18 protein-coding genes are annotated in these 16,016 nt (G+C 75.1%); 11 read left to right on the top strand and 7 right to left on the bottom strand.

Features of this window, described 5'->3' with window-relative positions; translation table 11 throughout:
* Window positions 1–51: 51 nt before the first annotated feature.
* A complete protein-coding gene (locus PHK61_RS04740; protein WP_274279817.1) occupies window positions 52–900 on the bottom strand; it encodes an SDR family oxidoreductase in 849 nt (282 codons plus the stop codon).
* A gap of 275 nt (window positions 901–1,175) precedes the next feature.
* Between PHK61_RS04740 and PHK61_RS04735 the strand changes: the two genes are divergently transcribed.
* The gene (locus PHK61_RS04735; RefSeq protein ID WP_274279816.1) at window positions 1,176–1,442 is read left to right on the top strand and encodes a hypothetical protein; all 267 of its coding nucleotides are present in this window, start codon (window positions 1,176–1,178) and stop codon (window positions 1,440–1,442) included.
* Window positions 1,443–1,458: 16 nt separating this feature from the next.
* Here the strand turns inward: PHK61_RS04735 and ychF are convergent, their stop codons facing one another.
* On the bottom strand, window positions 1,459–2,532 hold the full coding sequence (ychF, locus tag PHK61_RS04730; protein ID WP_274279815.1) for a redox-regulated ATPase YchF: 1,074 nt from the start codon (window positions 2,530–2,532) through the stop codon (window positions 1,459–1,461).
* A gap of 119 nt (window positions 2,533–2,651) precedes the next feature.
* On the opposite strand from ychF, the gene PHK61_RS04725 reads away from it, so the two are divergent.
* The 3 genes from PHK61_RS04725 to PHK61_RS04715 all read left to right on the top strand — a co-directional run bounded on the left by PHK61_RS04725 (window position 2,652) and on the right by PHK61_RS04715 (window position 5,384).
* A complete protein-coding gene (locus PHK61_RS04725) occupies window positions 2,652–3,155 on the top strand; it encodes a methylated-DNA--[protein]-cysteine S-methyltransferase (RefSeq protein ID WP_274279814.1) in 504 nt (167 codons plus the stop codon).
* Window positions 3,156–3,239: 84 nt separating this feature from the next.
* Window positions 3,240–4,496 (top strand): DNA recombination protein RmuC, encoded by a 1,257-nt coding sequence (locus tag PHK61_RS04720; RefSeq protein WP_274279813.1) that lies wholly within the window; start codon window positions 3,240–3,242, stop codon window positions 4,494–4,496.
* 9 nt (window positions 4,497–4,505) lie between these two features.
* Window positions 4,506–5,384 carry a DUF6542 domain-containing protein gene (locus PHK61_RS04715; protein ID WP_274279812.1) on the top strand — a complete coding sequence of 293 codons (879 nt, stop codon included), beginning with the start codon at window positions 4,506–4,508 and terminating at the stop codon, window positions 5,382–5,384.
* Between the two features lie 94 nt (window positions 5,385–5,478).
* On the opposite strand, the gene PHK61_RS04710 is transcribed toward PHK61_RS04715, so the two are convergent.
* From PHK61_RS04710 to PHK61_RS04695, 4 genes are all read right to left on the bottom strand, one after another.
* Window positions 5,479–5,886 carry a hypothetical protein gene (locus PHK61_RS04710; protein WP_274279811.1) on the bottom strand — a complete coding sequence of 136 codons (408 nt, stop codon included), beginning with the start codon at window positions 5,884–5,886 and terminating at the stop codon, window positions 5,479–5,481.
* Between the two features lie 98 nt (window positions 5,887–5,984).
* Complete coding sequence (locus tag PHK61_RS04705) at window positions 5,985–6,647, bottom strand: response regulator (RefSeq protein ID WP_274279810.1); 663 nt, start codon at window positions 6,645–6,647, stop codon at window positions 5,985–5,987.
* Window positions 6,644–7,711 carry a sensor histidine kinase gene (locus tag PHK61_RS04700; RefSeq protein WP_274279809.1) on the bottom strand — a complete coding sequence of 356 codons (1,068 nt, stop codon included), beginning with the start codon at window positions 7,709–7,711 and terminating at the stop codon, window positions 6,644–6,646. Before PHK61_RS04700 ends, PHK61_RS04705 begins: the two co-directional genes overlap by 4 nt.
* Before the next feature lie 53 nt (window positions 7,712–7,764).
* Complete coding sequence (locus tag PHK61_RS04695) at window positions 7,765–8,763, bottom strand: 4-hydroxy-3-methylbut-2-enyl diphosphate reductase (protein ID WP_274279808.1); 999 nt, start codon at window positions 8,761–8,763, stop codon at window positions 7,765–7,767.
* Between the two features lie 99 nt (window positions 8,764–8,862).
* On the opposite strand from PHK61_RS04695, the gene PHK61_RS04690 reads away from it, so the two are divergent.
* The 4 genes from PHK61_RS04690 (at window position 8,863) to PHK61_RS04675 (ending at window position 12,109) form a co-directional block, all read left to right on the top strand.
* Window positions 8,863–9,408, top strand: a complete 546-nt coding sequence (locus PHK61_RS04690; RefSeq protein WP_274279807.1) for a lipid droplet-associated protein — start codon at window positions 8,863–8,865, stop codon at window positions 9,406–9,408.
* Between the two features lie 3 nt (window positions 9,409–9,411).
* Window positions 9,412–10,656 (top strand): exodeoxyribonuclease VII large subunit, encoded by a 1,245-nt coding sequence (gene xseA / locus PHK61_RS04685; RefSeq protein ID WP_274279806.1) that lies wholly within the window; start codon window positions 9,412–9,414, stop codon window positions 10,654–10,656.
* Between the two features lie 27 nt (window positions 10,657–10,683).
* On the top strand, window positions 10,684–10,944 hold the full coding sequence (locus tag PHK61_RS04680) for an exodeoxyribonuclease VII small subunit (RefSeq protein WP_274279805.1): 261 nt from the start codon (window positions 10,684–10,686) through the stop codon (window positions 10,942–10,944).
* Between the two features lie 64 nt (window positions 10,945–11,008).
* Window positions 11,009–12,109, top strand: coding sequence for a hypothetical protein (locus tag PHK61_RS04675; RefSeq protein WP_274279804.1), 1,101 nt, complete (start codon window positions 11,009–11,011; stop codon window positions 12,107–12,109).
* 4 nt (window positions 12,110–12,113) lie between these two features.
* Here PHK61_RS04675 and PHK61_RS04670 read toward each other — a convergent pair whose 3' ends face one another.
* On the bottom strand, window positions 12,114–12,710 hold the full coding sequence (locus PHK61_RS04670; RefSeq protein WP_274279803.1) for a DUF4245 domain-containing protein: 597 nt from the start codon (window positions 12,708–12,710) through the stop codon (window positions 12,114–12,116).
* A gap of 156 nt (window positions 12,711–12,866) precedes the next feature.
* Here PHK61_RS04670 and glpX point away from each other — a divergent pair, with 156 nt between their 5' ends.
* The 3 genes from glpX (at window position 12,867) to PHK61_RS04655 (ending at window position 15,987) form a co-directional block, all read left to right on the top strand.
* Complete coding sequence (gene glpX / locus PHK61_RS04665; protein ID WP_274279802.1) at window positions 12,867–13,928, top strand: class II fructose-bisphosphatase; 1,062 nt, start codon at window positions 12,867–12,869, stop codon at window positions 13,926–13,928.
* A gap of 95 nt (window positions 13,929–14,023) precedes the next feature.
* On the top strand, window positions 14,024–14,545 hold the full coding sequence (locus PHK61_RS04660) for a L,D-transpeptidase (protein ID WP_274279801.1): 522 nt from the start codon (window positions 14,024–14,026) through the stop codon (window positions 14,543–14,545).
* Between the two features lie 38 nt (window positions 14,546–14,583).
* Window positions 14,584–15,987: a class II fumarate hydratase gene (locus PHK61_RS04655; RefSeq protein ID WP_274279800.1), complete on the top strand. Its 1,404-nt coding sequence runs from the start codon at window positions 14,584–14,586 to the stop codon at window positions 15,985–15,987.
* Window positions 15,988–16,016 lie beyond the last annotated feature (29 nt).

Genomic DNA, 16,016 nt, shown 5'->3' with positions numbered 1-16,016 from the left:
TCCCCTTCGTCACGGTGTCGGCCCGGTGTAGCAGAGAGCCGCTGCTCCCAGCTAGGGCCCGCCGGACGCGGCGAGGAGGTCGTCCAGCGACCGCGCACGATGACCCGTGAGCCGGGGGATGTCGTCGGTGACGCCGTCGAGCTCGCCGGCGGCGATCGCGGTGTAGGTGCTGACCCAGGCGTCGAGCTGCCAGTCCGGGGCCTGCCCCGCCCGGGAGGCGTACGCCTCGTCGACCGTCTGGTCGTGGAACGTCACCGGCCGGCCCGTGCGGCGGGCGATGACGCCGGCGGCCTCGGACAGGGTGAGGGCCTCGGGGCCGGTGAGGCTGTAGGTCGCGCCGTCGTGGTCCTCGGGTGCGGCGAGGATCGCGACGGCGGCCTCGGCGATGTCGTCCTGGGCGACCGCGGCGACGCGTCCGGTGCCCGCGGGGCCGCGGATGACGCCGTCGGCCTCGACGAGCTCGGGCAGGAAGTCGAGGTAGAAGTTGTCCCGCAGGACGACGGCCGCCAGACCGCTCGCGCGCAGGTGCTCCTCGGTGGCGAAGTGGTCGCGGGCGAGGGTGAACGTGGCGTCGGGCGAGGCGCCGACGAAGGAGACGTAGACGAGCCGGTGCACCCCGGCGGCCGCGGCGGCGTCGATGAACGTCCGGTGCTGCTCGACGCGGTCGGGGGTCTCGGAGCCGGAGACCATGAGGACGGTGTCGGCGCCCTCGAGCGCGGTGGTGACCTCGTCGGGCCGGTCGTAGGCGCACCGCACGGCCACCGCGCCGGGCAGCGTCGGCGCGCGCTCGGGGCTGCGCACGGCGAGGCGCTGGGCGATCCCGCGCTCGGCGAGCAGGCGGGCGACCCGTCCGCCGAGGCGTCCCGTCGCCCCCGTGACGGCGATGCTCGGTGGCATCATCCGCTGTCCCCTCTCCCCGTCGAACCGGAACTCCCGACGACGTGCGCGAACCCGTCGTCGGCGCCCCCAGCGGCATGCCCTCGGCCCGCGGCACGGGCGTCGTCAGTGTGATCGAGCATCGGGGGCGCCTCACGGGTGGGGAGCCGCGGAGACCTGGTGCGAGGAGGGCGAGCGGTGGGACCGTGTCAACCGCGCTGCGACCATGCGCTCGTGCCCGAGGAGGGACGGTTGGTGTCGACCGGCGAAGCCGCCCGCCACATCGGTGTGGAGCCACGGTGAGCGACACCCTGCGCAAACAGCACCCCGATGTGACCCGCGTGCTCCTCGTCGACGGTTGGCACGAGGTCGAGGAGCGGACGTTCGAGCTCGACGGACACAGCTTCGGGTTCGCCGAGCTCGTGGCGGTCGAGGGCGAGCACGGCGAGCTGACCACGACCCGCCGCTTCATCACCGGCCCGCTCACCTCGGTGCTCGCCGTGGAGTCCGAGCCGAGGACTCCCGACGGCGTGGGACGTCCGGTGCGGCCTCCGCCGTGGCCTTGAGGACCGTGCTGCCGCTCTACACGTTGAACCGGAACTCGACGACGTCGCCGTCGGCCATCACGTAGTCCTTGCCCTCCATGCGGACCTTGCCCGCGGTCTTCGCGGCGTTCATCGAGCCCGCGGCGACGAGGTCGTCGTAGGAGACGATCTCGGCCTTGATGAAGCCCTTCTGGAAGTCCGTGTGGATCACGCCGGCGGCCTCCGGGGCCGTCGCGCCGATCCGGATCGTCCAGGCCCGGGACTCCTTGGGGCCGGCCGTGAGGTAGGTCTGCAGGCCGAGGGTGCGGAACCCGGCGCGGGCCAGCGCGTCGAGACCCGGCTCGGGCTGGCCGATCGACTCGAGCAGCTCCTGCGCCGACTCGGCGTCGAGCTCGAGGAGCTCCTGCTCGACCTTGGCGTCGAGGAACACGGACTCGGCGGGCGCCACCAGCTCGGCGAGCTCCTTGCGCCGCGCGTCGTCGGTGAGGACCGGCTCGTCGGCGTTGAAGACGTACAGGAACGGCTTGACCGTCATGAGGTTCAGCTCGCGCAGCCGCGGCGAGTCGAGCCCGGCCGAGAAGAGGGTGCGGCCCTCGTTCAGCACCGACTGCGCGTGGGCGATCTCGTCGACCGCGGCCCTGGTCTCCTTCTTGACCCGCGCCTCCTTCTCGAGGCGCGGGAGGGCCTTCTCGATCGTCTGCAGGTCGGCGAGGACGAGCTCGGTCGCGATCGTCTCGATGTCGGCCGCCGGGTCGACGCGGCCGTCGACGTGGACGACGTCGTCGTCGGCGAACACCCGCACGACCTGGCAGATCGCGTCGGCCTCGCGGATGTTGGCGAGGAACTTGTTGCCCAGCCCGGCGCCCTCGCTGGCGCCTGCGACGATGCCCGCGATGTCGACGAACGACACCGTCGCCGGCACGACCTTCTCCGACGAGAACATCTCGGCGAGCCGGTCGAGCCGGGGGTCGCGCAGCGGCACGACGCCGACGTTGGGCTCGATGGTGGCGAACGGGTAGTTCGCGGCCAGGACGTCGTTGCGGGTCAGGGCGTTGAACATCGTCGACTTGCCCACGTTGGGGAGTCCGACGATGCCGAGGGTCAAGCTCACGGGATCCCAGTCTGCCAGCGAGGGATCCGTGGGCGGCCCGGCGGCGTCCAACCCCAGGAGACGACGCGACGCGGAGCCGGCTCCCTCGCCTCGTGACAGCGTTCCCACCTGGAGGCCCCGTGTCCGCCCACGCCACGATCCCCACCGTGCTCGGCCCGTTCACCACGCTCGTCGACGACGACGGCGCGGTCCTCGCGTCGGGCTGGACCGATGACGTCGAGGGCCTGCTCGCCCTCGTGCACGCCGACGTCCGGCCCACCGATCCGGCCCGCCGGACCGAGCTGGGCGAGGTGACGCGGGCGGTGACGGCGTTCCACGAGGGCGACCCGGCCCCGGCGGCGGTGGTCCCGGTGCGCCAGATCAGCGGTCCGGCGACCACCGCGGTCCGGGAGCAGCTGCGCCGGGTGCCCGCGGGCCACCCCACGACGTACGGCGAGCTGGCGGCCGCGGCGGGCCACCCGCGGGGACACCGGCTCGCGGCGCGGGCGTGCGGCCACAACGCGGCGACGCTGTTCGTGCCGTGCCACCGCGTGCTGCGCCGGGACGGCGGGCTCGGCGGCTACCGCTGGGGCCTGGAGATCAAGGACCGGCTGCTCGCGATGGAGGCGTCCTGGGGCACGTAGCGCAGCGGAGCTGCCCCGCCGGAGGCGAATGACAGCTGCCCGAATCCACCGCGTTGTCGGGGGCGTGATCCATCCTGCGTGACCATGAGCGTGGACGGGGTGCTCGCCGGGCTGCTCCTGGGGCTCGTGCTGGGCGCGGTGGTCGGGGCGTGGGTCGCGCTGCGCCTGGCCCGTGCGTGGCGCGACGCCGCCGTGGCCGAGGCCGTGCGGCGGGCGAGCGCCGAGGTGGCGGCGGCCCGCGCCGAGCTCCACGCCGAGCGGCGCGGGGCCGGCGACCGGGAGCGGGCGCTGGTCCCGGCCGCCGCGGCCGCCTCCACCGACGCGCTCGACCGCGTGCTCGAGCCCGTGTCGACGGCGCTCGGGCGCATGGAGCGCCAGATGGCGGGCGCCGAGCGCGAGCGGGAGGCCGCGTTCGCCTCGCTGCGCGAGCAGGTCGGGGCGGTCGCGGCGAGCGCGCAGGGCGTGGCCGGCGAGACGCGCGCGCTGGTCGGCGCGCTGCGCGCCCCGCACGTGCGGGGGCGGTGGGGCGAGCTGCAGCTCGAGCGGGTCGTCGACCTCGCGGGCATGGTCGAGCACTGCGACTTCACCCGCCAGGCCCACGCCCGCGACGACGACGGCGTGCAGCGGCCCGACCTGGTGGTGCACCTCGCGGGCGGCAAGCAGGTGGTCGTCGACGCCAAGGTCCCGTTCACGGCCTACCTCGAGTCCACCGAGGCGCGCGACGACACCGCGCGCCGCGAGCGGGTGGCGGCGCACGCCAAGCAGGTCCGCGCGCACGTCGATGCGCTCGGCGCCAAGGCCTACTGGCGCCGCTTCGACCCGACGCCGGAGTTCGTCGTGATGTTCGTGCCGGGCGAGGTGTTCCTGTCCGCCGCGCTCGAGGCCGACCCCACGCTGCTCGAGCACGCGTTCGGCAGCGACGTCGTCATCGCCACGCCCACGACGTTGATGGCGCTGCTGCGCACCGTCGCGTACGCCTGGCGCCAGGAGGCGCTGGCCCGCAACGCGGCCGAGGTGCACGCGCTCGGGCGCGAGCTGCACGGGCGCATCGCGACGCTCTCGGGCCACCTCGCGCGTCTGGGCCGCTCGCTCGACGGCAGCGTGCGCTCGTTCAACGAGACGGTGAGCTCGCTGGAGTCGCGGGTGCTGGTCAGCGCCCGCCGGTTCACCGACCTGTCGGTGACCACCGCCGACCTCGAGAGCCCGGACCAGGTGGAACGCCGGCCGCGGGCGCCCGCCCACGAGTCGGGGGACGCCCACCAGCGCCGATCGGGTGGTCCACGTCACGGAGATCGCCCGCGCCCGTGGCGGCTGGACGATCGGCGATCACCCGACCGCTAGCGTTGAGGGGTGACCAGTACACGGGACGACGCTGCGGGCGTCGGGGCGGTCGGCCCCGGCGAGCGCTCGGTCGTGCGGTCACTGCGCGGGCTGCGCTGGTGGGGATCGCTGCTGCTCGCGGCGGTCCTGACCGGGGCGGGCCTGGCCATCGACATGCTGACCTCCGGCGAGCTCGGCGTCGTGTTCACCGCCTGCTTCGCGGGCGGCTGCATCCTCGCAACCGCCTGGGCCCGGCGCGACTCGCTGTTCGTCCCGCTCGTCCAGCCGCCGCTGCTGCTCGCGGTGGGCGTGCCCGTGGTGGTCGCCGCCACCGGCTCGCTGCCCCGCTCCGGCGGGCTCGCCTCGACGCTGCTCGCCGTCGGCGGCCCGCTCGTCAACGCGTTCCCCACGCTGGCGGTCACCACCGCGATCTGCCTCGCGCTGGGTTTCGTGCGCACGCGGGTCGAGCCCTGGCGCCGCGCCGAGGACGACCTCGACCCCGACGCCCGCCCCGACCCCCGCGACCGGCCACCGCGCGACCGGCCGCCACGGGACCGCGACCCCCGCGACCGCGACCCCCGCGACCGGCCGCCGAAGGAGCGTGCTCCCCGGGACCGGCCGCCGAAGGAGCGCGAGCGGCCGCCACGGGACCGTGACCCCGACCGTGACCCCCGCGACCGCGATCCGCGCGACCGCGACCCCCGCGACCGCGACCCCCGCGACCGCGACCCCCGCGACCGCGACCGGCCGCGCCGGGTGCCGGTCGAGGCCCGCCCGGCGCGCGACGACCGCCGGCGCCCGGGTGACGAGCGGGGCCGCCCGGTGCGCCCGGACGACCCCGACGACGAGTTCGGCCCCGGCGTGCGCCGCGTGCCCCGTCGCGTCGACGGCCCCGACGGCCCCCGCTGACGCGTCTCGCGAGATCACGGGCGACCGAGTGCACCCGGCGGCGCTCAGGAGGTCGATGAGGGCGCTCCTGATCTCCGACCCCGGGCCTCGGACCTCAGTGCGCGTACTCGTCGCGGCGCCAGAGCATCGCGGCGAACATGGTCAGGAACATCAGCACGTGGCCCGCGAGCATGAGCACCTCGCCGGTGATCAGGCCCGCCCAGTAGGGCGCGAGGAGCAGGACGAACGGCGCGCACATCGCCGCCGACATCTCGGTGATCTGGCGGGCGGTGTGCCGGCGGATCGCCATCCACAGCGCCATGCCGGCGGTCATGTTCGCCGCCATGACCAGGGCGCCGACGTCCGGACGCGCGGTCCAGGCGTCCGGCCACAGCGGGGCGAGCAGCATCATGCCGACGACCATCGCGGCGACCATCTCGGCGTAGTGGCCCGCGAAGCGCAGCACGCGCCGGTGACGCGGGCGGGCGGCGGGGACGGCGACGGTGACGGGCTGAGCGGTCATGGTGGGTCCTTCCACGAGGCCTGACTGGCGACGTGGACGAGCATCGCGAGCGGCGTCCCCGCGCTGACGTGCCGAAGGTCATGCCCCGGGGTCATGACCTACAGCAGGTCGAGCGCCCGGGCCCGCAGCGCGGCCTGCGTGCGGTCGCGGGCCCCGAGCTTGCCGAGCACGTTCGTCACGTGGTTCTTCACCGTGCCCTCGGCGAGGTGCAGGGTCCCGGCGATCTCGCGGTTGCTGCGGCCGTCGGCGAGCAGGCGCAGCACGTCGACCTCGCGGTCGGACAGCGGGACGACCAGCGGCTGGCGGCGCGGCGCGGGCCCGTCGGCGGGCAGGCGCGCGACACGGGCGACGACCTTCGCCGCCACCGACGGGTCGAGCACCGAGCCCCCGGCCGCCGCGGTCAGGACGGCCTCGACGAGCCGGGCCGACGGCACGTCCTTGAGCAGGTAGCCGACGGCGCCGGCGCGCAGGGCGGCGAAGACGTCCTCGTCGTCGTCGAACGTGGTCAGCGCGATGACGCGGACCTCGGGGTGCTCGACGCGCAGGCGCCGTGTCGCCCCGACCCCGTCGAGCACCGGCATGCGCAGGTCCATGAGCACGACCTCGGGGGCGAGCTCGGCGACCCGGCGCAGCGCCTCCTCGCCGTCGCCCGCCTCCCCGACCACGACGACGTCGTCGCGCACCCCCAGCAGCGTGGCCAGGGCCTCGCGGAACAGGGCCTGGTCGTCGACGAGCAGCACGCGGACGGGAGCGGAGCTCACGCCGGCACCTCCACCCGCAGCGCGCAGCCGCCGTCGGCCCCCGGGCGCAGCGAGAGGGTCCCGCCCAGGGCCTCGGCGCGTTCGCGGAGCCCGAGCAGTCCCACCCCGTCACCGGCGCCGCCGGTCGCGCCCCGCCCGTCGTCGCGGACCTCGACCCGCACCGCGCCGCTCGCGTAGTCGAGGACCACCTCGGCGCGGCTCGCGCCCGCGTGCTTGCGCACGTTGGTCAGGCCCTCCTGGGCGGTGCGGAAGAGCGCCTCGCGGGCGCCCGCGGACAGGGGGCGCTCGTCGCCCTCGACGGCCAGGCGCGTCGGCACCCCGGCCGCCGAGCTCTCCGCCGCGAGGTCCTGCAGGGCCGTCGCCAGCGGCGGCGCCCCGCGCGGCTCGCGCAGCGTCCCGACCGAGCGCCGGACCTCGGCGAGGGCCTCCCGCGACTGGTGCTGGGCCTTGGCGAGGACCTCGTCCACGTCCCCCGACCCGCTCTGCACCAGCGCGCGCGCCGCCTGCAGCTGCATCCCGATGACGGTCAGCGAGTGCCCGAGGCCGTCGTGGATGTCGCGCGCGAGCCGGTTGCGCTCCTGCGCCGCGGCGAGGCGCTCGACCTGTTCCTGGGCGGCCGCGAGCTCGCGGCGCATCGCCTGCTCGCGGCGCAGCAGCTCGGTGACGACGGCCGCGAACACCACCGCGACCAGCGTCCCGAGGCCCTCGCGCAGGCCGTCGACCAGCGGCATGCCGGCGTGCACCATCGGCACCATCGCGATGACGACGATCGTGACGGGCAGCGGCAGGAGCAGCACGCACTCGCTGACCAGCACGACGAGGAAGAGGGTCGCGCCGACCCCGGGCGCCAGCGCGAACACGACCGACGCGAGCACCAGCCCGACGAGGACGTGGGCCGCCGACCACCACCGCCGCCCGCGGGCGAGCACCCAGCGGAACCCGAACGTCGCGAGCAGCGCGAACGCGACGCCGAGCGGGAGGACGACCACCGGGTCGCCGCCGAGCACCCCGAGCACGAGGGTGAGCAGCGCGCCCCCGGTGAGCAGGGTCAGGGCCAGCAGCACGGGGACACTGTGCGGCGCCCGCGCCGCGAGGACAACGCCCGGCCGGACGGCAGTTAGCGCACCGCCTGCGGCTTCATGTCGCGCTTGAGCTCGCGGGGCAGGGAGAAGGTCAGCTTCTCGTTGGCGGTGGTGATCTCCTCGACGGCGGCCCAGCCGCGCTCGGCGAGCCAGTGCAGGACGTCGCCGACGAGGATCTCGGGCACCGACGCGCCGCTGGTGACCCCGACCGTCCGCACGCCGGACAGCCACGCCTCGTCGATCTCGCCGGCGTGGTCGACCAGGTGCGCGTCGCGCGCGCCCGCCTGCAGCGCGACCTCGACCAGGCGCACCGAGTTCGAGGAGTTGCGCGAGCCGACGACCAGCACGAGGTCGCACTCGGGCGCCATCTGCTTCACCGCGACCTGCCGGTTCTGGGTGGCGTAGCAGATGTCGTCGGACGGCGGGTCGGCCAGCGACGGGAAGCGCTCGCGCAGGGCGCGCACCGTCTCGAGGGTCTCGTCGACCGACAACGTCGTCTGCGACAGCCAGATGACCTTCTCCGGGTCGCGGACGGTGACGTGCTCGACCGCGTCCGGGCCGTCGACGAGCTGCACGTGGTCCGGCGCCTCGCCGGCGGTGCCCTCGACCTCCTCGTGGCCCTCGTGGCCGATGAGCAGGATGTCGTAGTCGTCGCGGGCGAAGCGCTTGGCCTCCTGGTGCACCTTCGTGACCAGCGGGCAGGTGGCGTCGACGGTGCGCAGCTCGCGCGCGGCCGCCTCGGCGTGCACCGCCGGGGAGACGCCGTGCGCGGAGAACACGACCGTGGCGCCCTCGGGCACCTCGTCGGTCTCGTCCACGAACACCGCGCCGCGCGCGGCGAGCGTGGTCACGACGTGGCGGTTGTGCACGATCTCCTTGCGGACGTACACCGGCGCGCCGTAGGTCTCGAGCGCCTTCTCGACGGCCACGACGGCCCGGTCGACGCCGGCGCAGTAGCCACGGGGCTTCGCGAGCAGCACGCGCAGGCCATCGGTCTGCGCGCCGGACTGCTCGCCGGGGTGCTCAGTGGACATGTCCCCAGCCTACGGGCGACGAGCGTCACGCCCCCGGCGTGAGCCGCCCGGTCGTGGCCGTCCACACATCGACGCGCTCCGGCTGGCACCCTGGTGGCCATGAGTTCGCTCCCGTTCCCGGTGCGTGTCGCCGCCGGTCTGGTCGTCACCGCCGTGGAGGAGGCCCGGGACCTCCCGCGCACCGTCGCCGGGCTCCCCATCACCGCCGTCAGCCGCGTGCTGCAGCTCTCGATGCGGGCGCAACAGGTCGTCACCGAGCTGGCGATCAAGGGCGACGGGGCGCTCGACGGGATGCGCCCGGTGGAGGAGGCGCCCTCGTGGGCGCGCTTCGACGACGACCTGCCGACGCTGCCCACCACCCGGCCGGACGCCTGGGAGCGTCCCGACCTCGACGACACGTCGCTGGAGTACACCGAGCTCGCCGACACGCCCCGTGTGAACGGCCACGCGTCGCGGGCGACGGCGAAGACCCCCGACGCCCTGCCCGGCTACGAGTCGATGACCATCGCCCAGCTGCGCGGCAAGCTGCGCACGCTGTCGGTCGACGAGGTGGCCGAGCTCCTCGCCTTCGAGGAGGCGCACGCCGACCGGCCGCCGTTCGTCACGATGCTGTCCAACCGGATCGCGACGCTCAACGCGCAGTAAGCGGTGACGCAGGCACCCGGCGGGCCCCCGCCCACCAGCGCCGAGGAGCCCTGGCCGGTCCGCACCGTGGCGCGCAAGATCCAGGCCTGGATCGACCGGCTCGGTGCGGTGTGGGTGGAGGGCCAGCTCACCCAGGTCACCGCCCGGCCGGGGTCCCAGACGGCGTTCCTCGTCCTGCGCGACCCCGCCGCCGACGTCTCGCTCGGGCTCACCGCCCCGACCTCGATGGTCCGCGGCACGGTGCCGCCGCTGGCCGAGGGCGCGCGGGTGGTGGTGCACGGCAAGCCGTCGTACTTCTTCGGCCGCGGCACGCTCTCGCTGCGCGTCGACGAGATCCGCCCGGTCGGGGTCGGCGAGCTGCTCGCGCGCATCGAGCGGCTGCGCGCGCTGCTGGGCGCCGAGGGCCTGTTCGACCCCGGCCGCAAGCGCCGCCCGCCGCGCCTGCCGCGATGCGTCGGGCTCATCACGTCCCGGGCGAGCGCCGCCGAGCACGACGTCATCACCGTCGCCACGGCGCGCTGGCCCGCCGTGCGGTTCCGGACCGTCAACACGCCCACCCAGGGCACCCAGGCGGTGCCCGAGATCCTCGACGCGCTCACCGCACTCGACCGCGACCCGGACGTCGACGTCATCGTGCTGGCCCGCGGCGGCGGCAGCGTCGAGGACCTGCTGCCGTTCTCGGACGAGGCGCTCTGCCGGGGCGTGGCGGCGTGCCGGACGCCGGTGGTCTCGGCGATCGGGCACGAGCCCGACACCCCGCTGGTCGACCACGTCGCCGACGTCCGCGCGGCCACCCCGACCGACGCCGCCAAGCGGATCGTCCCCGACCTCGCCGAGGAGACCGCCCACCTCGCGCAGCTGCGGCGGCGCGCGCACCGCGCCCTGCACGCCTGGGTGGAGCGCGAGGACGCCCGCATCGCCGCGCTGCGCCGCCGCCCGGTGCTCGCCGACCCGCTGGGCCCGGTCACCGCGCGCGAGGACGCCGTCGCGGGCCTGCGCGCCCGCGCCCGCGCGGTGCTCGAGGCCGCACTCGTCGCCCGCGAGGCCGACGTCCGCCACCTGCGCGCCTCGCTCACGGCCCTCGGACCCGCCGCGACGCTGGCCCGCGGCTACGCGATCGTCCAGCACGGCGAGGCCGTGGACGCGCCCGTCCTGCGCTCGGCGGCCACCCCGGCGGCCGGCGACGCCCTGCGCGTGCGCCTCGCCGACGGCGCCCTCCACGCCGTGGTGACGGCCGACGACGACTGAGGCCCGGAGATGCCGGAGGATGCGCGCATGACCGAGAGCGACGAGCCGGGCTACGAGGAGGCGCGCGCAGAGCTCGAGCAGGTCGTCGGGCGCCTCGAGGCCGGCGGACTGAGCCTCGAGGACTCGCTGGCGCTCTGGGAGCGCGGCGAGACGCTCGCGCGGATCTGCGAGCGCCACCTGGCCGGGGCGCGCGAGCGCGTCGAGGCGGTGCTGGGGGACACGGGCGGGAACGCGGGCGGGAACGCGGGCGGGAACGCGGGCGGGGACGCGGACCCGGCGCGCGGGTGAGAGCCCGCGACACCCGGGCGGGGGACCCCCGTCGCAGGCCCGCGATGCCCCAGACTCGACGGTCATGAGCAGCCCGTACGGAAGCAGCGGGGGCGACGTCGACCGCGCGGTGACCGGCGCGCACGCCGACTACCACCGCGAGATCCAGCAGCACGTCGAGCCGGACGGCCTGGTCGACGACGTCGTCACCTACCGCATGCTCGCGCCGCACCTGATGCGCACGCTGCTGTTCCTGGTCACCCCCACCGTGCTGCTCCTGCTCACGTTCGTCATCGACTACCTGGCGTCGATGTCCACGCCCGACGAGTTCACCGACGTCGTCTCGACGCTGCTCGGGCTGCTCGTGGTCGTGCTCTACCTCGCCGGGATCGCGTCGTTCTTCGCGCCGGCCAAGGAGCCGATCGCCGAGCACTCCCGGCTCCTGGAGAACCGGGGCGACGTCGCGACCAGCGCGTTCGAGTACGTGCGCGCCGCCGCCGAGGCACGGCAGAGCCCCGCCGACGTGCGGCCCTCGACCGTGGCGGGCGTGCCGGTGCTGCTGTTCAGCCAGTACAGCGAGCGGGCGATGCTGCTCGTCCAGCCCTACGGGCGCGACCTCTACGTCGGCTGGACGATGTGGCGCTCGCGCTCCACCGCGACCCTGCTCGTGCACTTCCTGCGCGACACGTTCGGCCGCTTCGCCCCGGCGCCGCGCTTCTCCGCCGAGCTGCGCGCCGCGGCGACCCGCGCGCTGCGCGAGAGCGTGCACTCGCTGTCCCGCGAGGGCGTCGCCGCGGCCACGCACCTCACCACCGCCGCGTCGCAGCCCCCCTCGGCCCCACCCCCGACCGCACCGCCCCCGCCGCCCGAGCAGGCCGAGACGTGGCGGCCCGAGCCCCCGGTCCGGGAGCGCCGCGACCGCCCCGACCGCCCCGAGCAGCACCCGCCGGAACAGCACCCGCCGGAACAGCACGCGCCGGAGCAGGCCCCGCCCGACGCGCTCCCGACGTCGGGGCCCTACCGCGCCCCGAGCGGCACCGACACCGGCGGCTGGACCGCCCCGCGCCCCGGCGAGGACCAGGACGAGCGCGTCGCCGTCCGCCGGGACGCGCCGCGGGAGATGCACGACCGGGCGCGGGGACACGACGACGATGGCTGGGGGCCGCCGCCGCGCGACCGGTGGTGAGCCCTCAGCGCGCCACGAACGGGGCCGCGAGCGCGACCTCGGCGAGCTGGGTCAGGCGTTCGGGCGCCGCGCTGCCCGTGACGAGCAGGCGGACGCCGTCGACGTCGGTCACCCAGATCGGCTCGTCGCGCCGTCCCGTGTGCGTGACCCAGGTCCGGCCCCCGGCCGTGACGGTGCCGGTGGCGGTCGGGTCGCCCGCCTCGGAGACCACCGCGGCGGCCTCGTCGGCGTTCGTCTGCACGAGGCGCGCGAACTCGTCCTCCGGCGTCACCCAGCCGACGCGGGCGGCCCGCGGCGCGTCGGGGGCCGTGCCGATCACCACCACGTCGGACGACTGCGGGATCCAGTCCGGCGGCATCGACGGCACGCGCAGCGGGAAGGCGAGGGTCGGCGCGTCGCGGCGCAGCTCGGTGGCCGGGTCGATGCGGGGCACGCTCTCGCGGTCGACCTCGGGCGCCCCGGGCGCGAACGAGCAGGCCCGCAGCAGGCCGGCCAGCAGCAGCACCCCGACGCCGACCACCACGAAGGCCCGCAGGAGGGCGGCCGGACCGCGCTGCGGCTCGGGATCACGGGCGCCGGGACCGGGCGAGGGGGTGGCCACGGCGTCATCCTCGCAACGAACGGCCCACCCGGCCCGCGAGGTTCCCGTGTGAGGCGAATCCGGACGGCCGCCCGACCGGCCGGATTCTGCGAGGATGGGCGGCCCGCCCGACCCGGGCCGTCCCGCCACAGTTCTGCCCCAACGGAGGTGCACCCGGTGAGCTCGCAGGAAACCGTCCGGTCCGAGCGGCCCGACCGCAACCTCGCCCTCGAGCTGGTCCGGGTCACCGAGGCCGCCGCGATGGCGGCCGGTCGCTTCGTCGGCCGCGGAGACAAGAACGGCGGCGACGGCGCCGCGGTCGACGCGATGCGCAAGCTCATCGGCTCGGTGTCGATGCGGGGCACGGTCGTCATCGGGGAGGGCGAGAAGGACGAGGCCCCGATGCTGTTCAACGGCGAGGAGGTCGGCAACGGCGACGGGCCCGAGGTCGACGTCGCGGTCGACCCCGTGGACGGCACGACGCTGATGGCCAAGGGCATGCCCAACGCGCTCGCGGTGCTCGCCGTCGCCGAGCGCGGCGCCATGTTCGACCCGTCCGCCGTATTCTACATGTCGAAGCTCGCCGTCGGGCCCGACTGCGCCGACGTCGTCGACATCGACGCCCCCGTCCGCGACAACCTGCGCGCGGTCGCCCGCGCGAAGGGCATCAACGTCGCCGACGTCTCGGTGGTCGTGCTCGACCGGCCCCGCCACGACCAGCTGGTGCAGGACATCCGCGACGCCGGCGCCCGCATCCGCTTCATCTCCGACGGCGACGTCGCCGGCGCGATCGCCGCGGCCCGCCCGGAGAGCGGCGTCGACATCCTGCTCGGCATCGGCGGCACCCCGGAGGGCATCATCACCGCCGCCGCGCTGGCCTGCATGGGTGGCGAGCTGCAGGCGAAGCTCTGGCCCAAGGACGACGCCGAGCGCGAGAAGGCCCTCGCCGCGGGCCACGACCTCGACCGCGTGCTGCGCACCGGCGACCTCGTGCGCGGCGAGAACATCTTCTTCTGCGCGACGGGTGTCACCAACGGCGACCTGCTGCGCGGCGTGCACTACCGCGCGGGCGGCGCGTCCACCCAGTCGATCGTCATGCGCTCGAAGTCCGGCACGGTCCGGATGATCGACGCGTGGCACCGGCTGCGGAAGCTGCGCCAGTACTCCGCGATCGACCTCGGCACCGACGACGACCACCTCGACGGACCGGCCTGGGGACCGGACCACTCGACGCTGTAGACCGGCGCGTCGCTCGGCCGGGCTACCACACGCCTGGGATGATGCCGCGTCACTCGGGGTAATCCGATGTGACCAGATCTTCCTCGGAGGTCCTCGTGTCGTCCCAGCCGCGCCGGTGCACGCCCCTCGCCCTCGTCACCGTGATCGTCAGCGCGCTCGCCGCGCTGCTCGTCGGCGCCGGGAGCGCCGGGGCCGCCCCGGCACCTGCGGCCCCGGCGCCGGCCCCCGTCGCCGCGCCCGCGGCGCCGGCCCTGGCCCTCACCGCCGGGACGCCCTGCGACGCGTCCGCCGACGCCTGCGTCGACCTGTCTTCGCAGCAGGCCTGGCTCACCGACGGGCAGGGCAACATCACGTACGGGCCGGTCGGCGCGCTCGGCGGCACGCGGAAGTACCCGACGCCCACGGGCACGTTCTCGGTGGACTACAAGGACGCCGACCACGTCAGCAACCTCTACGACGCCGCGATGCCGTACTCGGTGTTCTTCGCCCCGGCGATCGCGTTCCACACCGGCAGCCTCTCGGAGCGCTCGCACGGCTGCATCCACCTCGGCCGCACGGCGTCGAAGCGCTTCTTCGCGAACCTCTCGCCGGGCGACACCGTGCAGGTGGTCCGCTGAGTCCGGTGAAGGACCTGCCCGATGAAAGACTGGGGGACATGACCGAGGAGCAGGAGTACCGGACCGAGCACGACACCATGGGCGAGGTCCGGGTGCCGGCCGCCGCGCTGTGGGCCGCGCAGACCCAGCGCGCCGTCGAGAACTTCCCGATCTCCGGCCGCCCCATCGAGCCCGCCCAGGTCCGAGCGCTCGGCCTGGTCAAGGGCGCCTGTGCGCGGGTCAACAAGGACCTCGGTGTGCTCGACGCCGCCCACGCCGACGCGATCGCCGCCGCCGCGGACGAGGTGGCCTCCGGCGCCCACGACGCCGAGTTCCCCATCGACGTCTTCCAGACCGGCTCGGGCACCAGCTCGAACATGAACGCCAACGAGGTCATCGCGACCCTCGCCTCCCGGGCGTCCGGCCAGAAGATCCACCCGAACGACCACGTCAACGCCTCGCAGAGCTCGAACGACGTCTTCCCGACGACCATCCACGTCGCCGCGGCCGAGGCGATCGTGCGCGACACCGTGCCCGCCCTCGACCACCTGGGCGCGGTGCTCAACCGCAAGGCGCAGGACTGGCGCCACGTCGTCAAGGCCGGCCGCACCCACCTCATGGACGCCGTGCCGATCACGCTCGGCCAGGAGGCGGGCGGCTGGGCGAGCCAGTGCGAGCACGGCACCGAGCGGCTGCGCGCGGTGCTCCCGCGCCTCGCCGAGCTGCCCATCGGCGGCACCGCCGTGGGCACCGGCATCAACACCCCGGAGGGCTTCGGCGGGAAGGTCGTCGAGCAGCTGCGCCAGGCCACCGGCATCCCCGAGCTGACCGAGGCCCGCAACCACATCGAGGCGCAGGGCGCGCGCGACGGGCTCGTCGAGGCGTCCGGGGCGCTGCGCGCGGTCGCGGTGAGCCTGTACAAGATCGCCAACGACGTCCGCTGGCTGTCCTCCGGGCCGTCGACCGGCCTCGCCGAGATCCGCATCCCCGACCTGCAGCCGGGCTCGTCGATCATGCCGGGCAAGGTCAACCCGGTGATCTGCGAGGCGGCGATGATGGTCGCCGCCCAGGTCATGGGCAACGACGCGACCGTCGCGTTCTCGGGCAGCCAGGGCAACCTCGAGCTCAACGTCATGATGCCCGTGATGGGCTACAACGTCCTCGAGTCGTGCCGCCTGCTGGCCGCGGCCGCGCGCCTGCTCGCCGACCGCGTGCTGGAGAACACCGAGCCCGACGAGGAGGCGTGCCGCCGTTACGCCGAGTCGTCCTCGGCCATCGTCACCCCGCTCAACCGCCTCATCGGCTACGAGGAGGCGGCGAAGATCGCCAAGCAGGCGATGAAGGAGCGGAAGACGATCCGCGAGGTCATCGAGGCGGAGGGCTACGTCCGCGACGGGCGCCTCACCCAGGAGCAGCTCGACGACGCCCTGGACGTGCTGGCGATGACCCGCGTCGACCGCTAGGGAGACGGAGCGGAGCTCGACCCATGGAG

It is taken from the genome of Actinomycetospora lutea, assembly GCF_028737205.1.
Classification (GTDB): Bacteria; Actinomycetota; Actinomycetes; order Mycobacteriales; family Pseudonocardiaceae; genus Actinomycetospora; species Actinomycetospora lutea.
The sequence above is the reverse complement of the archived record's forward strand: the minus strand, read 5'-3'. Positions and strand labels throughout refer to the sequence as shown.

Bases quoted from the DNA above. Each gene is read 5' to 3' on its own strand.
- PHK61_RS04740 (WP_274279817.1), bottom strand. From the start codon at position 900: ATGATGCCACCGAGCATCGCCGTCACGGGGGCGACGGGACGCCTCGGC.
- PHK61_RS04720 (WP_274279813.1), top strand. From the start codon at position 3,240: ATGAGCGTGGACGGGGTGCTCGCCGGGCTGCTCCTGGGGCTCGTGCTG.
- PHK61_RS04710 (WP_274279811.1), bottom strand. From the start codon at position 5,886: ATGACCGCTCAGCCCGTCACCGTCGCCGTCCCCGCCGCCCGCCCGCGT.
- PHK61_RS04695 (WP_274279808.1), bottom strand. From the start codon at position 8,763: ATGTCCACTGAGCACCCCGGCGAGCAGTCCGGCGCGCAGACCGATGGC.
- PHK61_RS04690 (WP_274279807.1), top strand. From the start codon at position 8,863: ATGAGTTCGCTCCCGTTCCCGGTGCGTGTCGCCGCCGGTCTGGTCGTC.
- PHK61_RS04680 (WP_274279805.1), top strand. From the start codon at position 10,684: ATGACCGAGAGCGACGAGCCGGGCTACGAGGAGGCGCGCGCAGAGCTC.
- PHK61_RS04675 (WP_274279804.1), top strand. From the start codon at position 11,009: ATGAGCAGCCCGTACGGAAGCAGCGGGGGCGACGTCGACCGCGCGGTG.
- PHK61_RS04655 (WP_274279800.1), top strand. From the start codon at position 14,584: ATGACCGAGGAGCAGGAGTACCGGACCGAGCACGACACCATGGGCGAG.